Genomic DNA, 20,038 nt, shown 5'->3' on the forward strand with positions numbered 1-20,038 from the left:
GAGCAAGGTGATTACGGGTACGGGCGCCCCCGGCGCCGATAGCGCGCGAGAACCGGCATTTCCGTTCCGGCCCTGCCGCTTTTCGAGTTCATCCGTGCTGTTCGCCGTCGCGGTACTCCTGGAACGCGGGCTGGCGGTAACGCACAGCGGGCCGCGTCACCGTGTTGACGGGGCCGCCCTTTCGTCAGGGCGACCCGCGCCGGTGCGAGACTTGGCCGGCATCCGAACGATCACCGGGAGACGATCATGGACGAGGCACGGGCGCGGGCGCTGCTGGGCGCGGCGGCACTGGAGGGCCCCGGAGCGCTGCCGGGAGCGGCGCACGCCGAACTGCTCGCTCTGGGCGAGAACGCGGTCTTCGCGCTGCCCGGCGCGCATGCCGGGGCGGACGGCCTCGTCGTCAAGGTCGGGCGGGATGCCACGCACCACCCGGAGCTGGTGGAGCGGGCGGAGCGCGAAGTGGCCGTCGCCGCCTGGCTCGCCGAGGCCTCGGTGCCCGCGGTGCGCGCCGCCGAGCCGAAGCCGAGGCTGGTCGAGGGCCACCCGCTCACCGTGTGGCACAAGCTGCCACCCGCCGAACGCCCGGCCGCGCCCGCGGACCTGGCCGCACTGCTGCGCCGCGTCCACGCCTTGGAGGCGCCCGGCTTTTCGCTGCCGCGCCGCGAACTGCTCGGCGGCGTCGAGCGCTGGCTGAGCCTGGCGGGCGACGCGATCGACCCCGACGACGCGGCCTATCTGCGCGCGCGCCGGGACGGTTTCGCGGCCGCCGCCGGGGCGCTCGTCCCGCGTCTGCCGCTCGGCCCCATCCATGGCGACGCCCTCCCCCGCAATGTGCACATCGGGCCCGAGGGGCCGGTCCTGGTCGACCTGGAGACGTTCTCCTTCGACTTCCGCGAGCACGACCTGGTCGTCATGGCCCTGTCCCGCGACCGCTACGGGCTGCCCGCCGAGCAGTACGACGCGTTCGTCGCCGCCTATGGCTGGGACGTCCGCGCCTGGGAGGGCTGCGCGGTCCTGCGCGGCGCGCGCGAGACGGCCAGCTGCGCCTGGGTGGCCCAGCACGCCCCGGCCAACCCGAAGGCCCGCGAGGAATTCCGGCGCCGCGTCACCTCCCTGCGCGAGGAGGACCCCGAGGTGCGCTGGTACCCGTTCTAGGTGACGGGTCTGGATGACGGCCTGGGTGACGGGTCTGGGTGACGGGTCTGGGTGACGGGTCTGGGTGAGGGGGTCAGGGCGACTTGGTCAGCGCGGCGTGGTCGTTGCCGACCAGCACTTGGGCCAGCCGCGCCGCGGCGGACACGACGTCGTGCCAGTGGGGCGACGCCAAGTAGACCTCGTCGGCGGCGTCGGCGCCGACCGCGTCCTGGACCGTGCCATAGGCGGCACCGAGGCGCGCCATCAGTGTCACCTCCTCTTCGGTGCGTAGACTCTGCCCCAGCCAGGCCTCAGGGTGGTGCGCGTCGCAGAAGTCGTCGAACAGGACGTGCACCACGTAGTCGAGGTTTTCGAACTCCCCCGGGTCGAGCCAGACCTCCCGCTGCCACGTCGGGCTCGCGAGCGCCACGACCGCCGGGACGACGTGCAGGCGGTAGTGGGGCAGCGCGATTCCATGATCAATCATGCGCCGAGCCTAGCGAGGGCCGCCGAGGCAGGACCCGTATCAGCGGCCGATCCGCTCGCTGGTGAACGGGACGACCGGCCAGGCGGGTTCGACGTGGGCCGTCGCGTCCGACGTGCGGCGCAGGTAACGCTGGAGCGAGGCGGCCTGCTCCGCCGCCGCGCGGACTTGCAGGGCGTGCAGATCCGCGAGCGGCAGCGATCCTATGGACGCGTACCTCTCCCCCAGGCGGCGGGCCGTCCGGGCCGCGGCCGCCGCGTCCGCCGCCGCGTCGTGCGCCTCATCCAGGGCCACGCCGTAATGGGCGCAGAGCGCCTGAAGGGTGCGCCGGCCCTTGCGGTAGGGGTCCGCGTGCTTGTCGAGCACCAGCGGATCGATGACGGGAGACGGCGTGCCCCTCAGCCGCTCGGTGAGCGGGGCGACGCCGATGCGCCGGCACTCGCGGTCCAGCAGGGACAGGTCGTACCGCGCGTTCATGACCACCAACGCCGTCCCGGCGTCCAGGACTTCGCAGATGGCCCGGGTGATCTCCGTGATCACGGCGGCCTTGGGGGCTCCGTGGGCGCGGGCGTGCTCGGTGGTGATGCCGTGGATCGCTATGGCCTGGGCGGGGATCCGTATGCCCGGGTCCACCAGCCACGTGCGCTCCCGCTCCGTCCTTCCGTCCGCGTCGAGGCCGATGAGCGCCGCGGTGACGATGCGGTCCGTCTCGATGTCGGTGCCCGTGGTCTCCAGATCGAACGCCACCATCGGCGCGCCGGCCCAGCTCATCACAGCACCCCTTGCGCGCGGCGGCCGGACGCGGCCCTCTCGCGCGCCTCACGCCGTCCGGCGCCGGTGGTCCTCCATGCGTGTTTGATCAGCGGTTCAAGGTGCCGGCTCATGGTGCTGCCCCTCCTTCGTGGTGCTTTCCCCCAGTTGACGACCAGCCTCGCACGCGCCACTGACAATCGGCCGCGCGGCCGAAAAGGGCCGGGCCGATCACGAGGACAAGCACCACGCCCATTCAGGACACAGGGCGCGAATCCACCCAGAAGGACTCGAACTCCTCGCGGTAGGTCTCGAAGAGGCCGTGCTCCACGTCCTGGCCCGGCCGCACCACACCCCGCCTGCCACCCCCGCGCAGTACCAGCACCGGCGCCTCCATCCCCCGGGCGCGGCGCAGATACGACTGCACGATCGCGAGGCCGTCCGGCCCGTCCCCGTCCACCAGGTACGCGGTGAACCGGGGCGTCTCGTCGAAGACCTGGATCTCGAAGGCGCCCGGGTCGCGCAGCTGGGCCCGCACCCGCCGCATGTGCAGGATGTTCATCTCCACCGACCGGCTCAACTCGCCCTTCTTCACGCCGAGTTCGCGCTCACGGCGCTTGACCGCGCTGCTCGCCGGATTCAGGAAGAGCAACCGCACACGGCAGCCCGACTCGGCCAGGCGCACCAGACGCCGGCCCGAGTAGTTCTGCACCAGCAGGTTCAGGCCGATGCCTATCGCGTCCAGCCGCCGGGCGCCCCCGAACAGGTCCTCGGCGGGCAGCTGGCGTTGCAGGCGCACCCGGTCGGAGTGGACGGAGACGACGTCGGCGTACCGGTCGCCGACCAGGTCCTCCACGGCGTCGATGGGCAGCCGGTGCGCGGCCGGCGCGCCGCCGGCGCCGCCCAGCACGTCCAGGAGCCGGGCCGACGCGCGCTCCGCCTGGGCCAGCACCGCCTCGTTCAGCGCCCGGTTGCGCGACACGACGTTGCGCGCCACTTCCAGCTCGTCCAGGGCCAGCTCGACATCGCGCCGGTCGTCCACGTACGGCTCGAAACAGGGCCAGTGCTGCACCATCAGCTCCCGCAGCTGCGGAAGCGTCAGGAAGCTGAGCACGTTGTCGTCGGCGGGGTCGAGCAGATAGCCCTTGCGGCGCGAGACCTCGCGCACCGCGACGGCCCGCTGCACCCACTCCTGGCCGGCCGGGCCCGCGGCCGCGACCACCCAGTCGTCGCCGTGGACCGGCTCGTAGATCGGCCGGAGCACGGCCGCCACCACGGCGCGCAGCCGCTGCTCCACCAGGTTCAGCCAGATGTAGGCGCGCCCGGCCCGCTGCGCGCGCGTACGCACCTCGTTCCAGGCCTCGGCGCCCCAGTCCAGCTCGGCCCCGATCTCCATCGGACGGGCCAGGGAGACCGCTCCGGGCGGAATGCCGCCCGACTCCCCCTCATGACCCGTGTCACCAGGGGGCAGCTCAAGACCTCCCGAGCTCACCCGCGCACCGCCTTCCGCCCCCCGGCAAACCCGAGCGGGCCGAACCCGCCCCGCACACCCTTCAACGATCAAGGAAGGGTACTCCGGGAGCGGGAGGCGGTGCAGCCCGATGGCGAGTCGAGTTTGCCAACTCGCCGGGGGGTACGGCCTGTTCTGGTGGGCACTATCAGTCGGGGTGAGCGGATTCACGAGCGCTCGCTCCGCGTCGCCCAACGCCGGGTCACCCATTGGCGCACGCGGACGTCCTGGGTGGCCGTCGTCTTTTCAGGAAGGATCTGGCTTTCAGGGAGGATCTGGCCGAACAGCCCCCCAGTACCCCGAGTGGAAGTGGAAGAGTCTTGCCCATGCAGGTGTGGCCGGGACAGGCTTACCCACTCGGCGCCACGTACGACGGCGCCGGGACGAATTTCGCGGTCTTCTCCGAGGCCGCCCGTCGGATCGAGTTGTGTCTCCTGCACGACGACGGCTCGGAGACAGCCGTCGAACTGCGCGAGTCCGACGCGTTCGTACGCCATGCCTATCTGCCCGGCGTCCTGCCGGGCCAGCGGTACGGCTTTCGGGTGCACGGACCGTACGAACCGCAGGGGGGCCATCGCTGCAACTCGGCGAAGCTGCTGCTCGATCCCTACGCGCGCGCCATAAGCGGGCAGATCGAATGGAACGAGGCGGTCTACGGCTACCACTTCGGGCGCCCCGACAGCCGCAACGACATGGATTCGGCGCCGCACACCATGGCCTCCGTGGTGGTCAACCCCTTCTTCGACTGGGGCGACGACCGGCCGCCCCGCACCGACTACCACCACACCGTCTTCTACGAGGCCCACGTCAAGGGCCTCACCATGCTCCACCCCGAACTCCCGCCGGACCAGCGCGGCACCTACGCCGCGCTCGGGCACCCGGCCATCATCGACCACCTCACCCAACTGGGCGTCACCGCGCTGGAGTTGATGCCGGTGCACCAGTTCGTCAACGACCACCGCCTGGTGGACGCCGGCATGTCCAACTACTGGGGCTACAACACCATCGGCTTCTTCGCCCCGCACAACGCCTACGCCTCCTGGGGCGACCGGGGCCAGCAGGTCCTGGAGTTCAAGCAGGCCGTGCGGGCGCTGCACGAGGCGGGCATCGAGGTCATCCTCGACGTCGTCTACAACCACACGGCCGAGGGCAACCACCTGGGGCCCACGCTCTCCTTCCGGGGCCTGGACAACGCGCAGTACTACAGGCTCGCCGAGGACGCGCGCTATTACGAGGACACCACCGGCACCGGCAACAGTCTCCTGATGAGGTCACCGCACGTCCTGCAACTGATCATGGACTCCCTTCGGTACTGGGTGACCGAGATGCATGTGGACGGCTTCCGCTTCGACCTGGCGGCGACGCTGGCCCGCCAGTTCCACGAGGTGGACCGGCTCTCCTCGTTCTTCGACCTGGTCCAGCAGGACCCGGTGGTCAGCCAGGTCAAGCTGATCGCGGAGCCGTGGGACGTGGGCGAGGGCGGCTACCAGGTGGGCAACTTCCCGCCGTTGTGGACCGAGTGGAACGGCAAGTACCGCGACACCGTACGGGACTTGTGGCGCGGCGAGCCGCGTACGCTCGCCGAGTTCGCGGGCCGCCTGACCGGCTCGTCCGACCTGTACCAGGACGACGGCAGGCGACCGCTGGCATCCATCAACTTCCACACCTGCCACGACGGCTTCACCCTGAACGACCTGGTCTCCTACAACGACAAGCACAACGACGCCAACGGCGAGGGCAACCGGGACGGCGAGAGCCACAACCGGTCCTGGAACTGCGGCGTGGAGGGCCCGAGCGACGATCCGGACGTGACCGAGCTGCGCGCCCGGCAGATGCGGAACTTCGTGGCCACCCTGATGCTGTCGCAGGGCGTGCCGATGATCAGCCACGGCGACGAGTTCGCCCGTGGCCAGGGCGGCAACAACAACGCGTACTGCCAGGACAACGAGCTGTCCTGGGTGCACTGGCCGGATCCGGACGACGACGGCGACGGCCCTGCGGGCACGCTCCTGGAGTTCACCCGCGCGATGGTGGGGCTGCGCAGGGACCATCCGGTCTTCCGGCGCAGGCGCTTCTTCCACGGCCGCCCCGTGCAGGGCACGCACGACGAGCTCTCCGACATCGCCTGGTTCACGCCCGAGGGCCAGGAGATGGCGGACCGGGACTGGCAGTCGGCCAACGCCAAGGCGCTGTCGGTGTTCCTGAACGGCAACGCGATCTCCGAGCCGGGGCCGCGCGGCGAGCGGATCAGCGACGATTCGTTCCTGCTGATGTTCAACGCGAGCGCCGAGGCGCTGAGCTTCGTGGTGCCGGTCAACCACGGCCTCCAGTGGCAGGTCGTGGTGGACACCGCGCTGCCGACAGGGAGGCCGGCGGACGGGGGCCCGAAGATCGAGGCCGGGGGCCGCATCACGCTGATCGGCCGCAGCATGACCGTGCTGCGCCGGCCGGCCTAGGGGGTGTCTTCAGAGCGGCGCCGGGCAGACGGGACTTTGAAGGCACGGCCTAGGGGGTGTCTGGTGGATCAGGGTCGGTCAGGGCGCGGCGTCTGGTGCGGTGCATCGCAAGGCGCCGGAGCGTCTCGATAGCGGAGCTATCGGGGCGATTCGGCAACGCCGCGAGGTGCCGTGCCAGACGCCGCGCCCCCGGCCATGGTCCACCAGACACCCCCTAGCCCCGCCGGGGCTCGTGCACCGGCTGTGGTGGGGCCGGCGCGACTCCGGCGGCGGCGGTACCCATCGGGAACCGCCGCGCGCCAAGGCCGCGTACCAACCAGGAGAGCGCCGCGCACAGCGCCCCCGCCACCACCATGACGGCGAACGCGGCGGCGGCGCCGTGGTCCTGGGCCAGGCGCCCCGACAGGGCGAGCGCGAGGGCCTGGCCGCCCACGACGCCACTCGTCAAGAACGCCATCGACTCCGCGAGCCGGTCCGCCGGCACAAGGCGCTCCGTCAGCGCGAACACGGTGATCAGATGCGGCGCGTAGGCCACACCCAGCACGATCACCGCGGCGTACAGACCACCCAGGGTGGTGACGAACAGGAGCGGCACGGACAGCGCGGTCAGCGCCGTGGTCGCGATCCGCCAGCGCGCCGGCAGCGCGAGGCGGTGGGGCACGGCGACCATGGCGAGCCCGGCGGCGGCGCTCATCACGCCCATGGCCGCGTACACGAGCCCGGTCTGTGAGGGGCGGCCGAGCTCTTCGGTCAGGGCCGTGATGCCGGCCTGCGAGGCGCCGAACATGGCGCCCTGGAGGGCCATGGTGGCACGCAGGGCGTGCACGGCGCCCGGCAGCCGGGTGCGCGCGGCCCTGGTGCGCCGGGCGGCGGACACCTGGCGCGCCGTCGGGTGGAGCGCGAAGGCCGTGCCGCAGACGGCGAGCAGCGCGGCGGCCAGCAGCAGGGCGGCGGCGGGCTGGGCGAGCGCGGCGGCGAGCCCCACGAGGGCGGGCCCGAGCACGAACGACACCTCGTCCAGGGTGCCCTCGAAGGAGAGCGCTCCGGCCACGGTCCGCTCGTCGGCGCCGGAGCGGTGGGCCAGGGCGACGGTCCTGCTGCGGGCGAGCGGGCCGACCTGGGGCACGCTCGCGCCGGCCAGGGCGCCGAGCAGGGCCAGGGGGCCGGTCGCCAGGTGGGCGAGCGCGGCCAGGACGAGGCCGGTCACGGCGGCGGCGTTGGCCAAGGCGGCGGTGAGCACCACGGGGCGCTGTCCGTAGCGGTCGGCGGCGCGTCCGAGCAGGGGGCCTGCCACGGTCTGCCCGGCGGCGAGCGCCCCGCCCGCGAGCCCTGCGGTCGCCAGGCTTCCGCTGGTGTCGGCGACCAGGAGCACACTGCCGAGCTGGCACATGGCGGTCGGCAGCCGCCCGAGGAAGGAGAGGACGGGCAGCACCGGCCCCGTCAGGGCGAGCACCTTGCGGTAGGTCTCAAGCGATCCGGCCATCAGGCGAAGCTAGCGCCGCCGACCGGGGCACACGCAGGGACCGAAGGCACTAAAGGCGCTGAACGGGGTACGTACGATCGCATGACCCTGCCCACTGCGACTTACCGGCTCCAGCTCCAGCCCGCGTTCCCGTTCGCCGCCGCGCAGGCCGCGCTGCCCTACCTCGCGGGCCTCGGCGTCTCCCACCTGCATCTGTCCCCCGTCCTTGAGGCCGTGCCCGGCTCCACGCACGGATACGACGTGACCGACCACTCCACGGTGCGGCGCGAACTCGGCGGCGAAGCGGGCCTGCGCCAACTCGCCGACGCGGCACGCCCATTGGGGATCGGCCTCATTCTCGACATCGTCCCGAACCACATGTCCGCCTCCGTGCGCCACAACCGCCGGCTGTGGGACGTGCTGCGCACCGGCCCCGCCTCGCCGTACGCCCGGTGGTTCGACATCGACTGGGCGGCGGGCGACGGGCGCGTCCTGCTGCCGGTCCTCGGCGGGCCACTGGGCTCGGAACTGGACCGCCTGACGGTGGACGGCGACGTACTGCGCTACGGGGAGGCGAGTTTCCCCCTGCGGGAGGGCACGGCCAAGCTGCCGCTGGCCGACCTGCTCGACGCCCAGTGGTACCGGCTCGCCTGGTGGCGGCTGGCCAGGACCGAGCTCAACTACCGTCGTTTCTTCACCATTTCGGAGCTGATCGGCTTGCGGGTGGAGGACGAGAGCGTCTTCGCGGCGACCCACGCCAAGATCCTTGAGCTGGTCCGGGACGGAGTGGTGGACGGGCTGCGGGTGGACCACCCGGACGGCCTCGCGGACCCTGAGGCGTATCTGCGCCGCCTGCACGAGGCGACGCGGGGGCGCTGGACGGTGATCGAGAAGATCCTCACCGGTGACGAGCGGCTGCCGTCGGGATGGCAGGTCGCGGGGACGACCGGCTACGACGCCCTGCGGCACATCGACGGCCTCTTCACCGACCCGGAGGGCGTCGATCAACTCCATTCGCTGTACCGGCAGTTCACCGGAGTGGAGGACGATCTGGGCGGCCGGTGGACGCCGACGGCGCGGCGCGCCGCGTACCGCGTGCTCACCCACGAACTGGCCGCCGAGACCGAGCACCTGGTGCGGGTGGCCACGCGGATCTGCGCCGCTGGCGGCCCAGCGTTGCGCGATCACGCGCCCTGGGCGCTGCGGCTGGCCCTGCGCGAACTCCTGGTCCGCGTCCCGGTCTACCGGCCCTACCGGACCGGGGCGGAAGTGGTGCTGAGCGAGTCGGCCGCCGAGGAGGCCAAAGCTGCGTTCTCGGTGGCAGAGGAGTCGGCGGCGGTGGACGTGGTGCGGGACCTGGCGCTCGGCGTGCTCGGCGAGGGCCCCGAGCACGAGCACTTCCGCGCCCGCTTCGCGCAGACCTCGTCGGCACTTCACGCCAAGTCCGTCGAGGACAAGGCCTTCTACCGGTACGCGCCCCTGCTGTCGGTCAACGAGGTGGGCGGCGACCCGGCGCGGCCCTCGGTCACCCCGGACGAGTTCCATGCCTTCTGCTCCCATCTGGCCCGCGACTGGCCCGGCTCCGCCACCGTGCTGTCCACGCACGACACCAAGCGCAGCGCGGAGGTGCGGGCCAGGATCGCGGTGCTGTCCGAGCACCCCCGTCGGTGGGCGGCGCTCCTGGAGCGGGTCGCGGGAGCGCCGGCGCCCGACGCGCACCTCGCCTGGATCGCGTGGCAGACATCGGTCGGGCTCGGCGGGGCGCCCGAGACGGAACGGATCGGCGCGGCGCTGCTGAAGTCGGCGCGCGAGGCCGCCCTGCGCACGACCTGGACGGAGCAGGACGCCGCTTACGAGGACGCCGTGAACGCCTTCGTGGAGGCGGGGCCGGGCGGCGAACTCAGCGAATTGGTAAGGGAGTTCACGAAGACGACAGCCGAGGCGGCGCGGGCCAACAGCCTGGGCGCGGCGCTGCTTCATCTGACGATGCCGGGCGTGCCGGACCTCTACCAGGGCACCGAGGCCGAGTACGCGGCGCTGGTGGACCCCGACAACCGGCGCCCGGTGCCCTTCGATCCGGCGGCCCTGGCCGACCCGGGCGACAAGCTCGCGGTGACCCTGGCCGCGCTGCGGCTGCGCCGCGAACTGCCCGGGGCGTTCGGCGCGTCGTCGACCTACGCGGCGCTGCGCGCACGCGGCCCGCGCGCCGAGCACTGTGTGGCGTTCTGCCGCTCGGGCGAGGTGGTGACGGCCGTGACCCGGCTCTCGCTGCGCCTGGCCGACGCGGGCGGCTGGACCGGCACCCGCCTACCCCTGCCCGACGGCACCTGGACGGACGTACTGACCCCGGACCGCCACTTCACCGGCGAGGCCGACCTCGCCGGCCTGTTCGCGCGACGCCCGGTGGCCCTGCTCAGGCGGACGGCGTGAACGACCGGCCCGGGCCCCGGCGAGCCTGACGTCAGCGGACGGCCTCGGCGTCACAGGGCCGGCCGGTGTTCGGGCCGGCCGGTGAGAGTCCGCCCGCCCCGCAGGAGGCCGACGCGCGCAGCAGGTCGGTGAAGGCGGCCGCCGCGCCGGCCAGTTCGACCCGGGAGAACACCGTCAGGGCCCGCTTCCAGGCGGGTTCGACGGTGAGCAGCACGCAGTCCTGGCCGATCCCGCCGCGCACGACGTGGGTGGGCACCGCGACCACGCCGACGCCCGCGGCCGCCATCCGTACCGCCGTCGAGGTGTGCTCGGTGCGCGCGACGGTGCGCGGGGTGAAGCCGGCCCGCCCGCAGACCAGGTCGAGAAAGGGCCGCCCCTCGATGACGGGCTCCATCGCGCACCGCACCCAGGCGTGGTCGGCGAGCTCTTCGAGACGTACCGAAGTGCGGCCTGCCAGGGGGTCGTCGAGGGCGACGACGAGCGCGATCTCCTCCTCGCCGACGGGCACGACGGGCCCCTCCCAGTGGCTCGGCGGGGGGCCCACCGCGAGATCGGCGGCGCCGCGTGCGACGGCCTCCTCCAGCGCGTCGGTGCCGGCGTACTCGTGCAGCAGCAGCTGGACGCCGGGGTGGGCACGCCGCCAACGGGCGAAGGTCTCGGGCAGCACGCCGACGGCCACCGAGTGCACGCAGGCGATGTGCAGTTCGCCGCCCTCGGCGCCGGCCGCCGCACGGGCGGCGTGCTGGGCCTGGACGGCGCTGCGCACCGCGAGCCGCGCGTGCGGCAGGAAGGCGCGGCCCATGGGGGTGAGCCGCACACCGCGCGGCAGCCGCTCAAGGAGCTCACCGCCGACGGACTTCTCCAGCGCCTTGACCTGGTGCGACAGCGCGGGCTGAGTGACGTGCAGCAGTTCCGCCGCGCGCGTGAACGACGTCTCCTCGACGACCGTGACGAAGTACTCCATCTGCCGCAGGCTCACGCCGTGCCCCCTCATGCCGTCGGCCACTCGCGCCGTGCCCGCCCTGCCATAAGCATCGTGCATCGCTCGGACAGAAACTTTGCCTTGGACTCATGGCGGCGCGGGGGCACACGCTTGACCGGTGGCTGAGCCCGGACGGGGCCCAGTTTCTGATTGGGCCCCTGACCGGCCCCTGACGGAGAACCGGACCCCTGTGATGACCGAACCCATGACCGCAGCCCGTGTCGCCGATGTGATCGTGATCGGTGGTGGCACCGGCGGATACTCCACCGCTCTGCGGGCCGCCGCCCTCGGCCTGAAGGTCGTACTCGCCGAGCGCGACAAGGTCGGCGGCACCTGTCTGCACCGGGGTTGCGTCCCCAGCAAGGCGATGCTGCACGCGGCGGAACTCGTCGACGCGATAGCCGAGGCGCGCGAACGCTGGGGGGTGAAGGCGAGCGTGGACTCCATCGACTGGCAGGCGCTCGTGGCGACCCGGGACGACATCGTCATCCGCAACCACAAGGGCGTGGAGGGTCACCTCGCACACGCCGGAGTCGAAGTCCTGCGCGGCAGCGCCCAGTTGACGGGACGCCGGGGCGTGCGCGTCGAGGGGTACGGCGACGTCGTCGCGCGGCGCGGCATCGTGCTCGCCACCGGCTCGCGCCCCCGGATGCTGCCGGGTCTCACGGCGGACGGGCGGCGCGTGGTCACCAGTGACGACGCACTGTTCGCCCCCGGCCTCCCCGAGTCCGTGCTGGTCCTGGGCGGCGGCGCGATCGGGGTCGAGTACGCGTCCTTCCACCGGTCGATGGGGGCCGAGGTGACCTTGGTCGAGGCCGCCGACCGTCTGGTCCCGCTCGAAGACGCCGACGTCAGCCGCCACTTGACCCGGGGCCTGAAGAAGCGCGGCATCGACGTGCGGTGCGGGGCGCGCTTCACGGGCGCGGACCTCCTGGCGGACGGCGTACGCGCGTCGGTGCGCACGGCGTCCGGTGAGATCCGCCGCGTCGAGGCGGACCGGCTCCTGGTCGCGGTGGGCCGCGTACCCGTGACCGACGGGCTCGGCCTCGCCTCGGCCGGACTCGCCGCCGACGAGCGGGGGTTCGTCGTACCGGCCGACTGGTCCCGGCTCGAAACCTCGGTCCCCGGCATCCATGTGGTGGGCGATCTGCTGCCGCCGCCCTCGCTCGGCCTTGCCCACGCCTCCTTCGGGGAGGGCCTGTTGGTCGCCGAGACCCTGGCGGGCGTGGCCTCCGCGCCCGTCGACTACGCGGCGGTGCCCCGGGTCACCTACTCCTCGCCCCAGACCGCGTCGGTGGGCCTGACCGAGGCCGACGCCCGCCACCAGGGACACGACGTCGTGGTCAACACCATGCCTTTGACGGCCGTCGCCAAGGGCATGGTGCACGGCCAGGGCGGCGTGGTGAAAGTGGTCGCCGAGCGCGGGGGGCGGGTCCTGGGCGTCCATCTCGTCGGTCCGAACGTGTCCGAGATGATCGCCGAGAGCCAGCTGATCGTGGGCTGGGACGCCGAGCCCTCGGACGTGGCCCGCCACATCCACCCCCACCCGACGCTCTCGGAGGCCGTCGGCGAGTCCTTCCTCAGCCTGGCCGGGCGGGGTCTGCACCAGCGGTGATCCGCCGGCGCCATCCCGGCGCCACCCGGCGCCGCGCAGCTCAGTGACTGGCGAGACGGAAGGCCACCTGTCCGAAGCTCACCTGGTCCCCGTGGTCCACGGCCACCGCTCCGGTCACCCGGCGCCCGTTGACGCAGGTCCCGTTGGTCGAGCCGAGGTCGCGCAGGTGCCACCCGCCGGCCTGGAAGACGAGTTCCGCGTGCAGCCGCGAGACCGATTCGTGGTTCAGGCGCAGCCCGTTGGCCGGGTCGCGGCCTATCCGCAGCGGGCCGGGGCCCGGCGCGGGGAAGAGCAGTTTGGGCAGCCGCTCCCACTGCCAGGCCCTGCGCAGCGAGAGGGAGAACCCCGACACCCGGCCGACCGCGCCGAACACCGCCTTCGACCACCGGTCCCCGCGCTCCAAGTCGGCGGTGAGGGCGCCCAGTTCGTCCGGGGTGCGGGCGACGAGGGCGATCTCCATGCGCCGCAGGAAGGTGTCGTGCGACAGCTTGCCCTCGGCGGCGCCCTCGCGCAGCACGTCCAGCACCCGGTCGCGTTCGGCGTCGGAGAGCCGCGCGGGCGCCGAAGAGGTCCGGAATTCGAAGGAGGGCGTCACGTCACCGATTGTCCGTCGGCGGGGCGGGACGTGTCCAGCAGCGATCCACCCGGCCTGGCTCCCCCGCAACGCCACCACCAGCACCTCGCCCCGCCCCGCCGCGCGCGGACACCACCACCACCGCGCCCCCGTCCCGCCGCCCGCGCCACCACAACCTCTCCCCCTCTCCCCCTCTGCCCCTCTCCCCGCCCCGCCGCACGCGCACGGACGCGACGATCACGCGGGCGCCGGGCCACGCCAATTCCGTTGCGGGAGCGCCCCCATGCGCTGTTAGGGTGCGCCGACCCCACCACACGATCAAGGGACCTTCTTGACGACCTCCTCGTCGGACATCACCATCCGCCCGCTCGCGTCAGCCGCCGAACTCGGGTTCTTCCAGCAGCTTTCCTACGTCCTCGACCACGAGTTGGCGGACGACCTGGCCACCGGCCGCCGCCTCCCGGGCTGGCTGTGGGTGGCCGTGCGCGACGGCCGCGTACGGGCGCGCGCGGCGTGGTGGACGGCCAGGCGCGGCGACGGACCGCGCTGCCTCGACGTCTTCGACGTGGACGACTCCCTGCCACCGGCCGAGCGCCACGAGATCGGCCTGCGCCTCGTGGAGACGGCGACCGCCGCCGTGGTCGCGGCGGGCGCCCCGCGCCCCGAATACGGCCGCTTCGTGCCCGGGGACTGGCGCGAGGACCCCGCCGCCCGCGAGATCGTCGAAACGCGCCTGAACATCCTGGCCGCGTCCGGCGCGACCCCCCTGGTCGAACGGCTGCGTCTGGAGTGGCGCCCGGGCACCCCGGTTCCGGACCCGTCCGGCCGCCTGACGTTCCGCCCCGCCACCGACCGCGCCGAACTCATCTCCCTGATGGAACGCGTCGCGGCGGGCTCCTTGGACGAGCACACCCGCGAGGACCTGCTCACCATGACCCCGCGCCAGTCCGCGGAGCTCATGTACGAGGAGGAGTTCGAGACGTTCACGACGCCACGCGAGTGGTGGCGGATCGCCGAGCTCAAGGACGGCGGCGACCCCGTCGGGTTCGTGATCCCGGCCCGCAACAACTACCACCCGATCATCGCCTACATCGGGGTGCTGCCGGCCCATCGGGGCCACGGCCACATCGACGACATCCTGGCCGAGGGCACCCGGATCCTCGCCGGACAGGGCGTGCCGCGGATCCGCGCCGCGACGGACCTGCCGAACGTCCCCATGGCGCACGCGTTCGCCCGTGCGGGCTACGTCGTCTTCGAGCGCTCGATCAACATGATCTGGAAGTAGTCCCGAAGTGCGGGCGTGTCCCCCTCGTCTGTCGCACCATGGTCGCAACCGGTTACGACAGGGGGACACGCCAGTGCTGTTCGAAGTGTGGGCACCGCACGCCGACCGCGCCGCCCTGCGCCTGGAGGGCGCCACCCATCCCATGCGCCGCCATCCCGTCCGCGCGGGCTGGTGGCTGGCCGAGGCCGAGGCCCGCCCCGGCGACCGCTACGGGTACGTACTGGACGGCGGGCCCGTCCTTCCCGACCCGCGCTCGCGCCGCCAGCCCGAGGGGCCCGACGGCCCGAGCGCCGTCGTCGCGCACGACACCTTCGCCTGGCAGCACCCCTGGCCGGGCGGCCGCCCGCTCCAGGACGCCGTCCTGTACGAGCTGCACATCGGCACCTTCACCCCCGCCGGCACCCTGGACGCCGCCGCCCAACAGCTGGACCACCTCGTCGAGTTGGGCATCACCCACATCGAGCTGATGCCGGTGTGCCCCTTCCCCGGCCGGCACGGCTGGGGGTACGAGGGCGTCTCCCTGTGGGCGGTGCACGAGCCCTACGGCGGCCCCGAGGCGCTGAAGAGGTTCGTCGACGCGGCACATGGACACGGCCTCGGCGTGGTCCTGGACGTCGTGCACAACCACCTGGGCCCGTCCGGCAACTATCTGCCCGCCTTCGGGCCGTACTTCACGGACACCCATCACACCCCCTGGGGCGCCGCCGTCAATCTGGACGCCCCCGGCTCCGACGAGGTCCGCGCCTACTTCCTGGAGAGCGCGCTTGCCTGGCTGCGCGACTACCACCTCGACGGGCTGCGCCTCGACGCGGTGCACGCCCTGGCCGACACCCGCGCGTACACCTACCTCGAAGAGCTCTCGACCGCCGTCGACGCGCTCGCGGCCGAACTCGGCCGGCCGCTCTTCCTCATCGCCGAGTCCGACACCTGCGATCCGCGCACCACCGCCCCGCGCGAGGAGGGCGGCCTCGGCCTGCGCGCCCAGTGGAACGACGACTTCCACCATGCGCTGCACACCGCGCTCACGGGCGAATCCCAGGGCTACTACGCCGACTTCGCCCGCGCCCCGCTCGCCGCGCTCGCCAAGACGCTGACCCGCGTCTTCTTCCACGACGGTACGTATTCGAGCTTCCGCGGCCGCACCCACGGGCGCCCCGTCGACCGCGCCCACACCCCCGCCCACCGCTTCCTCGGCTACTCCGGGACCCACGACCAGATCGGCAACCGCGCCCAGGGCGACCGCCTCTCCGCGACCCTGACACCGGGCCTGCTGGCCTGCGCGGCGACGCTGACCCTGACGAGCCCGTTCCCTCCGATGATCTTCATGGGCGAGGAGTGGGGCGCCCGCACCCCCTGGCAGTTCTTCACCGACCACACCGACCCCGAGCTCGCCCGCGCGGTACGCGAGGGCCGGCGAAGGGAGTTCACCTCGCACGGCTGGTCGGCCGAGGACATTCCCGACCCGCAGGACCCGGCCACGCGCCTGCGTTCCTGCCTGGACTGGGCGGAGCCGGCGGCCGAGCCCCACGCGCGGCTGCTCGCCTGGTACCGCGAGCTCATCGCCCTGCGCCGCGAGCGTCCCGACCTCACCGACCCCGACCTCGCGTCCGTCAAGGTGGCGTACGACGAGGAGGCGCGCTGGCTCACCTACCGGCGCGGCGACCTGCGCGTCGTGGTCAACCTGTCCAAGGAGCCGGTCAGGATCAAACTCGGGGACGGCTGCCGCGTCCTCGCGGCCTGGGAGCCCGCCGAGGCGCCGGGACCGGACGGCCTGCTGCTGATGCCGCCGGAGTCCAGCGCCGTCCTCGGGCACTGAGCCGCGCGGCGCGAAGCCCTGCGCCGCGGCGGCTCAGCACCCGTACTACTGACGCTGTTCACTCCACGATGGCCATGGCGCGGTCGGTGTTGTTCAAACGCCGGCCGCCGTCACCCGTCACGGTGACGATGTCCTCGATGCGCACCCCGAACCGGCCGGGCAGGTAGATGCCGGGCTCGATGGAGAAGCACATCCCGGGCACCAGCGGGCGCTCCTCGCCCTCGATCATGTACGGCGGCTCGTGGGTGGTCACGCCGATGCCGTGGCCGGTGCGGTGGATGAAGTACTCGCCGAACCCGGCCTCCGTGATCACCGCGCGCGCCGCCCGGTCCACGTCCTGGCAGGTGGCACCGGGCCGCACCGCGGCGAAGCCCGCCTCCTGCGCCTCACGGACCACGTCGTGGACGCGCTGCTCCTCGGCGCTGGGCTCGCCGACATGGACGGTACGAGTGGTGTCCGACCCGTATCCGTGCTTGAGCCCGCCGAAGTCGAGCACCACCATGTCGCCCTGCCCGATCGTGCGCTCACCCGCCTCGTGGTGCGGATTGGCCCCGTTGGGTCCGGAGCCCACCACCGTGAAGTCCACTTGTTCGTGGCCGTACTTGAGCAGCAGTCCGGCCAGATCGGCGGCGACGTCGAGCTCCCTGCGGCCCGCGAACGGTACCTTCACGATCTCCCGGAACGTCTCGTCGGCAGCGTCGCCCGCCGCCTCGAGACGGGCCAGTTCGTGCTCGTCCTTGACCGCGCGCAGCATGGGCAGCGCCTCGGTGAGGGAGACGTAGGAGGTGCCGGGCAACTCCCGCTGGAAACCGAGCAGATGCATCGCCCAGGCGTTGTCGCTGACGCCGAACCTGCCGTGGCTGCCGAGCAGCGGCGCCGTCACGGTGTACGGGTCCTTGCCGTCGGTCCAGTCCCGCAGGCTCAGCGCGGCGGCGCCGGCGGCGTGCGCGGCGTCCGGCGCTTCGAGCTTCGGCACGACCAGGACCGGGTCCTGCCCCGGCGCCAGTACGAGGACGGTCAGCCGCTCGGTGAGAGCGGTCGGCTGGTAGCCGGTGAGATAGACGAGATCGGGACCGGGCGCGACGAGGAGACCCGCCAGGCCGGCGTCGGCGGCGGCCTGGGCGGCGCGGGCCATCCGGGCCCGGTAGTCGTCGGCGGTGAAGGGCGCGGGAACAGGTGCTGTGGACATGCCCTCATCCTGCCCGGGCGCACGTCAGGACGCGAGGGGCCTGGCCCGATCGCGCGCCCCCAGGTCAAGTCTTCCCGGGTGTCCCTGCTCGATACTCCCCCGAGGCCTGCCCCCGTGCCTCAGAGCCCGTCCATCTCCTGATCGACAAGCCGCTCAAGCAGCTCGCCGAATTCGTCGCCCACGACGATGCGCAGCCCATCGCCGTCGCGGTCGCTGAGCTGCGTGAGCACACCGCCCCGCCACCAGTAGACATACGGGCTGATGGACCCCGGGGTGTCCTCGAAACCGGAGGCGGCGAAGGACGCCATCGCGTTGAGGGCCAGGACCATGCCGGAATCGCGGATGACATGGAAGGCCAGCTGATGGCGGAAAGGCATCGCCACCAGGGCGCCCTCCGGCGGGAGTTCCTGTCCGGTCACCTGACGGACCACGGTCTCCAGGGCGAGGACGCGGCTCGCCGTGTAGAAGGAGTCACCCACGACGAGTTCGAAGCGCATCCCGTCGTCGCCCTTGACCCTCTCATGCCCCTCGACGGGCAGCTCCCGCAGATTACGCAGGGCCATTTCCCGCAGGTCAGGCACCTTGCCGAGGGGTTCAAGCGCCTCATCGGTGAGCATCATGACGCTCTCGGGGAGATCGAGGGCAAGGATCTCGTAGAGGCCGGGCGCCACACTGCGCGCGTACCCGAAGCTCTGCGGATCGAGCCCGTCCCCGCTGATCACCCGGGGGTAGAGCTGGGCCCGGATCTGGTCGGGCGGCATGGTGTCGAGCGCGGAGGGCGCGTCCATGGTGCGCAGGACCATACCGACATGTCTGCGGATCAATTCCGGCCAGACGCGCGGCCCGCGGGGTTCGTTGTGGCAGACGGCCGCGAGGTTGCCGAGGCCGAACCGCCGGCCGCCGCTGTCCTTCACCGAGTCCGCGTAGACGGTGACCTCGAGGCCCAGCTCGGCGAACGCCTCCCTGACCAGGGCGCGGAAGCGGGCGCCCTCGTCGGTCGAGAAGAAGCCGAACTCGGAATCCCGTGGAACGTCGCTCGCGTCCCGCCTCGGTCCTCGTCGGAATATCCCCACGTCTGCTGCCTTCCCCTCGCACCGTCCGCATCGTCGCCAGAGCTGCGAGCCTACCCAGTGAGGCCCCGGGTGATGACAAGGTCCGCCCGGGTCCGTCCCGCCGCCACGAGCCGTGCGTTGACCTCGTCGGACTCCTCGACCCACCGCTCGGCGTCCGCCCGCGGTCTGCCGTGTCGCACATGCCGTTCGACCAGCCCGCGCACCCGCTCCCCGTCATCGGCCTTGAGGTACCAGACCTCGTCGATCAGGTCCGCGATCCGCGCCCACGTCCCCTCGTCGTGCAGCAGATAGTTGCCCTCGGTCACGACGAGCGGCACCCGGGGATCGACGGCGATGCTCCCGGCGATCGGCTCCTCCAACGAGCGGTCGAAATCCGGCGCGTAGACGACGGTGCCGGCCTCGGGTGTACGCAGCCGGGCCAGCAGCGCCGCGTATCCGGCGGCGTCGAAGGTGTCGGGCGCGCCTTTGCGCCGCGCGCGCCCGAGGCGACGCAGCTCGGCGCCCGCGAGATGGAAGCCGTCCATGGGCACGAGCACGGCGTCCCCGTTGAGCCGGCCCACCAACTCCCCGGCCAGCGTGGACTTTCCGGCGCCCGGCGGCCCGGCGATGCCGAGGATACGGCGCCGGCCGGGGACGATGAGGCCGCGAGCACGAACGACGAGCCGGTCCAGGTCGAGATCCATGCCCGCATTGTTCCCCGTGGCGGTACGGGTAGTACGTATAACCTGTGTGCATGCCACACATCGCACTGATCACTCTTGTCGTACGCGACTACGACGAGGCCATCGCCTGCTACACCCGCGCCCTTAACTTCGAACTCGTCGAGGACACCGTCCGCGGGGACGGTTCCCGCTGGGTGGTCGTCCGCCCCGCAGGCGCACCAGGCGACACCACCTCGCTGCTGTTGGCCCGCGCCAAGGGCGACCGGCAGTCGTCGAGCGTGGGCGCGCAGACCGGCGGCCGGGTCGGATTCTTCCTCCACACCGAGGACTTCGCCCGCGACCATGCCAGGATGCTGGCCGCCGGGGTCCGTTTCCTGGAGGAGCCGCGCCATGAGCCGTACGGTTCGGTCGCGGTGTTCGAGGACCTGTACGGAAACCGCTGGGACTTGCTCCAGCCGGCTTGAGGGCGCTGCGGTCCCTTCGGGGGCGCGCTGAACCCGGACGGGGACGGCTGCCTGGACCCGCGAACGCGAAAAAGCCCCGCACCGTCGACCGTATTCCTACGATCGGGTGCGGGGCTTTTCCCACAATTTGTTCGGCGGCGTCCTACTCTCCC

The 20,038-nt window shown here is 72.4% G+C and carries 16 protein-coding genes; 7 read left to right on the forward strand and 9 right to left on the reverse strand.

The annotated features are described in order from the left end of the window. Positions 1–246 precede the first annotated feature (246 nt). Entirely contained in the window at positions 247–1,155 is a 909-nt protein-coding gene (locus tag ACFYM2_RS34070; protein WP_388462356.1) for a phosphotransferase, read from the forward strand. A gap of 73 nt (positions 1,156–1,228) precedes the next feature. Here the strand turns inward: ACFYM2_RS34070 and ACFYM2_RS34075 are convergent, their stop codons facing one another. From ACFYM2_RS34075 to ACFYM2_RS34085, 3 genes are all read right to left on the reverse strand, one after another. Beyond that, on the reverse strand, positions 1,229–1,621 hold the full coding sequence (locus ACFYM2_RS34075; protein WP_388841647.1) for a hypothetical protein: 393 nt from the start codon (positions 1,619–1,621) through the stop codon (positions 1,229–1,231). Positions 1,622–1,660: 39 nt separating this feature from the next. Further along, entirely contained in the window at positions 1,661–2,389 is a 729-nt protein-coding gene (locus ACFYM2_RS34080) for an exonuclease domain-containing protein (protein ID WP_388462352.1), read from the reverse strand. Between the two features lie 235 nt (positions 2,390–2,624). Continuing rightward, complete coding sequence (locus ACFYM2_RS34085) at positions 2,625–3,860, reverse strand: SAV2148 family HEPN domain-containing protein (protein WP_359008279.1); 1,236 nt, start codon at positions 3,858–3,860, stop codon at positions 2,625–2,627. 344 nt (positions 3,861–4,204) lie between these two features. On the opposite strand from ACFYM2_RS34085, the gene glgX reads away from it, so the two are divergent. Continuing rightward, positions 4,205–6,334: a glycogen debranching protein GlgX gene (gene glgX / locus ACFYM2_RS34090; RefSeq protein WP_359008280.1), complete on the forward strand. Its 2,130-nt coding sequence runs from the start codon at positions 4,205–4,207 to the stop codon at positions 6,332–6,334. A gap of 214 nt (positions 6,335–6,548) precedes the next feature. Here glgX and ACFYM2_RS34095 read toward each other — a convergent pair whose 3' ends face one another. Further along, on the reverse strand, positions 6,549–7,817 hold the full coding sequence (locus tag ACFYM2_RS34095; RefSeq protein ID WP_359008897.1) for an MFS transporter: 1,269 nt from the start codon (positions 7,815–7,817) through the stop codon (positions 6,549–6,551). 81 nt (positions 7,818–7,898) lie between these two features. Here ACFYM2_RS34095 and treY point away from each other — a divergent pair, with 81 nt between their 5' ends. Continuing rightward, positions 7,899–10,226 carry a malto-oligosyltrehalose synthase gene (gene treY, locus ACFYM2_RS34100; RefSeq protein WP_388841650.1) on the forward strand — a complete coding sequence of 776 codons (2,328 nt, stop codon included), beginning with the start codon at positions 7,899–7,901 and terminating at the stop codon, positions 10,224–10,226. Between the two features lie 31 nt (positions 10,227–10,257). Here treY and ACFYM2_RS34105 read toward each other — a convergent pair whose 3' ends face one another. Further along, on the reverse strand, positions 10,258–11,190 hold the full coding sequence (locus tag ACFYM2_RS34105; protein ID WP_359008901.1) for a LysR family transcriptional regulator: 933 nt from the start codon (positions 11,188–11,190) through the stop codon (positions 10,258–10,260). Between the two features lie 223 nt (positions 11,191–11,413). Here ACFYM2_RS34105 and lpdA point away from each other — a divergent pair, with 223 nt between their 5' ends. Further along, entirely contained in the window at positions 11,414–12,823 is a 1,410-nt protein-coding gene (gene lpdA, locus ACFYM2_RS34110; RefSeq protein ID WP_359008893.1) for a dihydrolipoyl dehydrogenase, read from the forward strand. A 40-nt stretch (positions 12,824–12,863) separates the two neighbouring features. Here the strand turns inward: lpdA and ACFYM2_RS34115 are convergent, their stop codons facing one another. Further along, complete coding sequence (locus ACFYM2_RS34115) at positions 12,864–13,418, reverse strand: DUF1707 and FHA domain-containing protein (RefSeq protein WP_388462347.1); 555 nt, start codon at positions 13,416–13,418, stop codon at positions 12,864–12,866. Positions 13,419–13,728: 310 nt separating this feature from the next. Here ACFYM2_RS34115 and ACFYM2_RS34120 point away from each other — a divergent pair, with 310 nt between their 5' ends. Both ACFYM2_RS34120 and treZ read left to right on the forward strand, forming a co-directional pair. Further along, positions 13,729–14,682: a GNAT family N-acetyltransferase gene (locus ACFYM2_RS34120; protein ID WP_388462345.1), complete on the forward strand. Its 954-nt coding sequence runs from the start codon at positions 13,729–13,731 to the stop codon at positions 14,680–14,682. A 73-nt stretch (positions 14,683–14,755) separates the two neighbouring features. Further along, complete coding sequence (treZ, locus tag ACFYM2_RS34125; RefSeq protein ID WP_388841653.1) at positions 14,756–16,498, forward strand: malto-oligosyltrehalose trehalohydrolase; 1,743 nt, start codon at positions 14,756–14,758, stop codon at positions 16,496–16,498. A 58-nt stretch (positions 16,499–16,556) separates the two neighbouring features. Here treZ and ACFYM2_RS34130 read toward each other — a convergent pair whose 3' ends face one another. From ACFYM2_RS34130 to ACFYM2_RS34140, 3 genes are all read right to left on the reverse strand, one after another. After that, positions 16,557–17,687: a M24 family metallopeptidase gene (locus ACFYM2_RS34130; protein WP_388841656.1), complete on the reverse strand. Its 1,131-nt coding sequence runs from the start codon at positions 17,685–17,687 to the stop codon at positions 16,557–16,559. A 119-nt stretch (positions 17,688–17,806) separates the two neighbouring features. After that, positions 17,807–18,760: a hypothetical protein gene (locus ACFYM2_RS34135; protein ID WP_388462339.1), complete on the reverse strand. Its 954-nt coding sequence runs from the start codon at positions 18,758–18,760 to the stop codon at positions 17,807–17,809. A 50-nt stretch (positions 18,761–18,810) separates the two neighbouring features. Beyond that, positions 18,811–19,443, reverse strand: coding sequence for a nucleoside/nucleotide kinase family protein (locus tag ACFYM2_RS34140; protein WP_388462337.1), 633 nt, complete (start codon positions 19,441–19,443; stop codon positions 18,811–18,813). Positions 19,444–19,493: 50 nt separating this feature from the next. On the opposite strand from ACFYM2_RS34140, the gene ACFYM2_RS34145 reads away from it, so the two are divergent. Beyond that, on the forward strand, positions 19,494–19,886 hold the full coding sequence (locus ACFYM2_RS34145) for a VOC family protein (protein WP_388841659.1): 393 nt from the start codon (positions 19,494–19,496) through the stop codon (positions 19,884–19,886). The last annotated feature ends 152 nt before the right edge of the window (positions 19,887–20,038 follow it).

It is taken from the genome of Streptomyces sp. NPDC006711, from assembly GCF_042869775.1.
GTDB lineage: Bacteria > Actinomycetota > Actinomycetes > Streptomycetales > Streptomycetaceae > Streptomyces.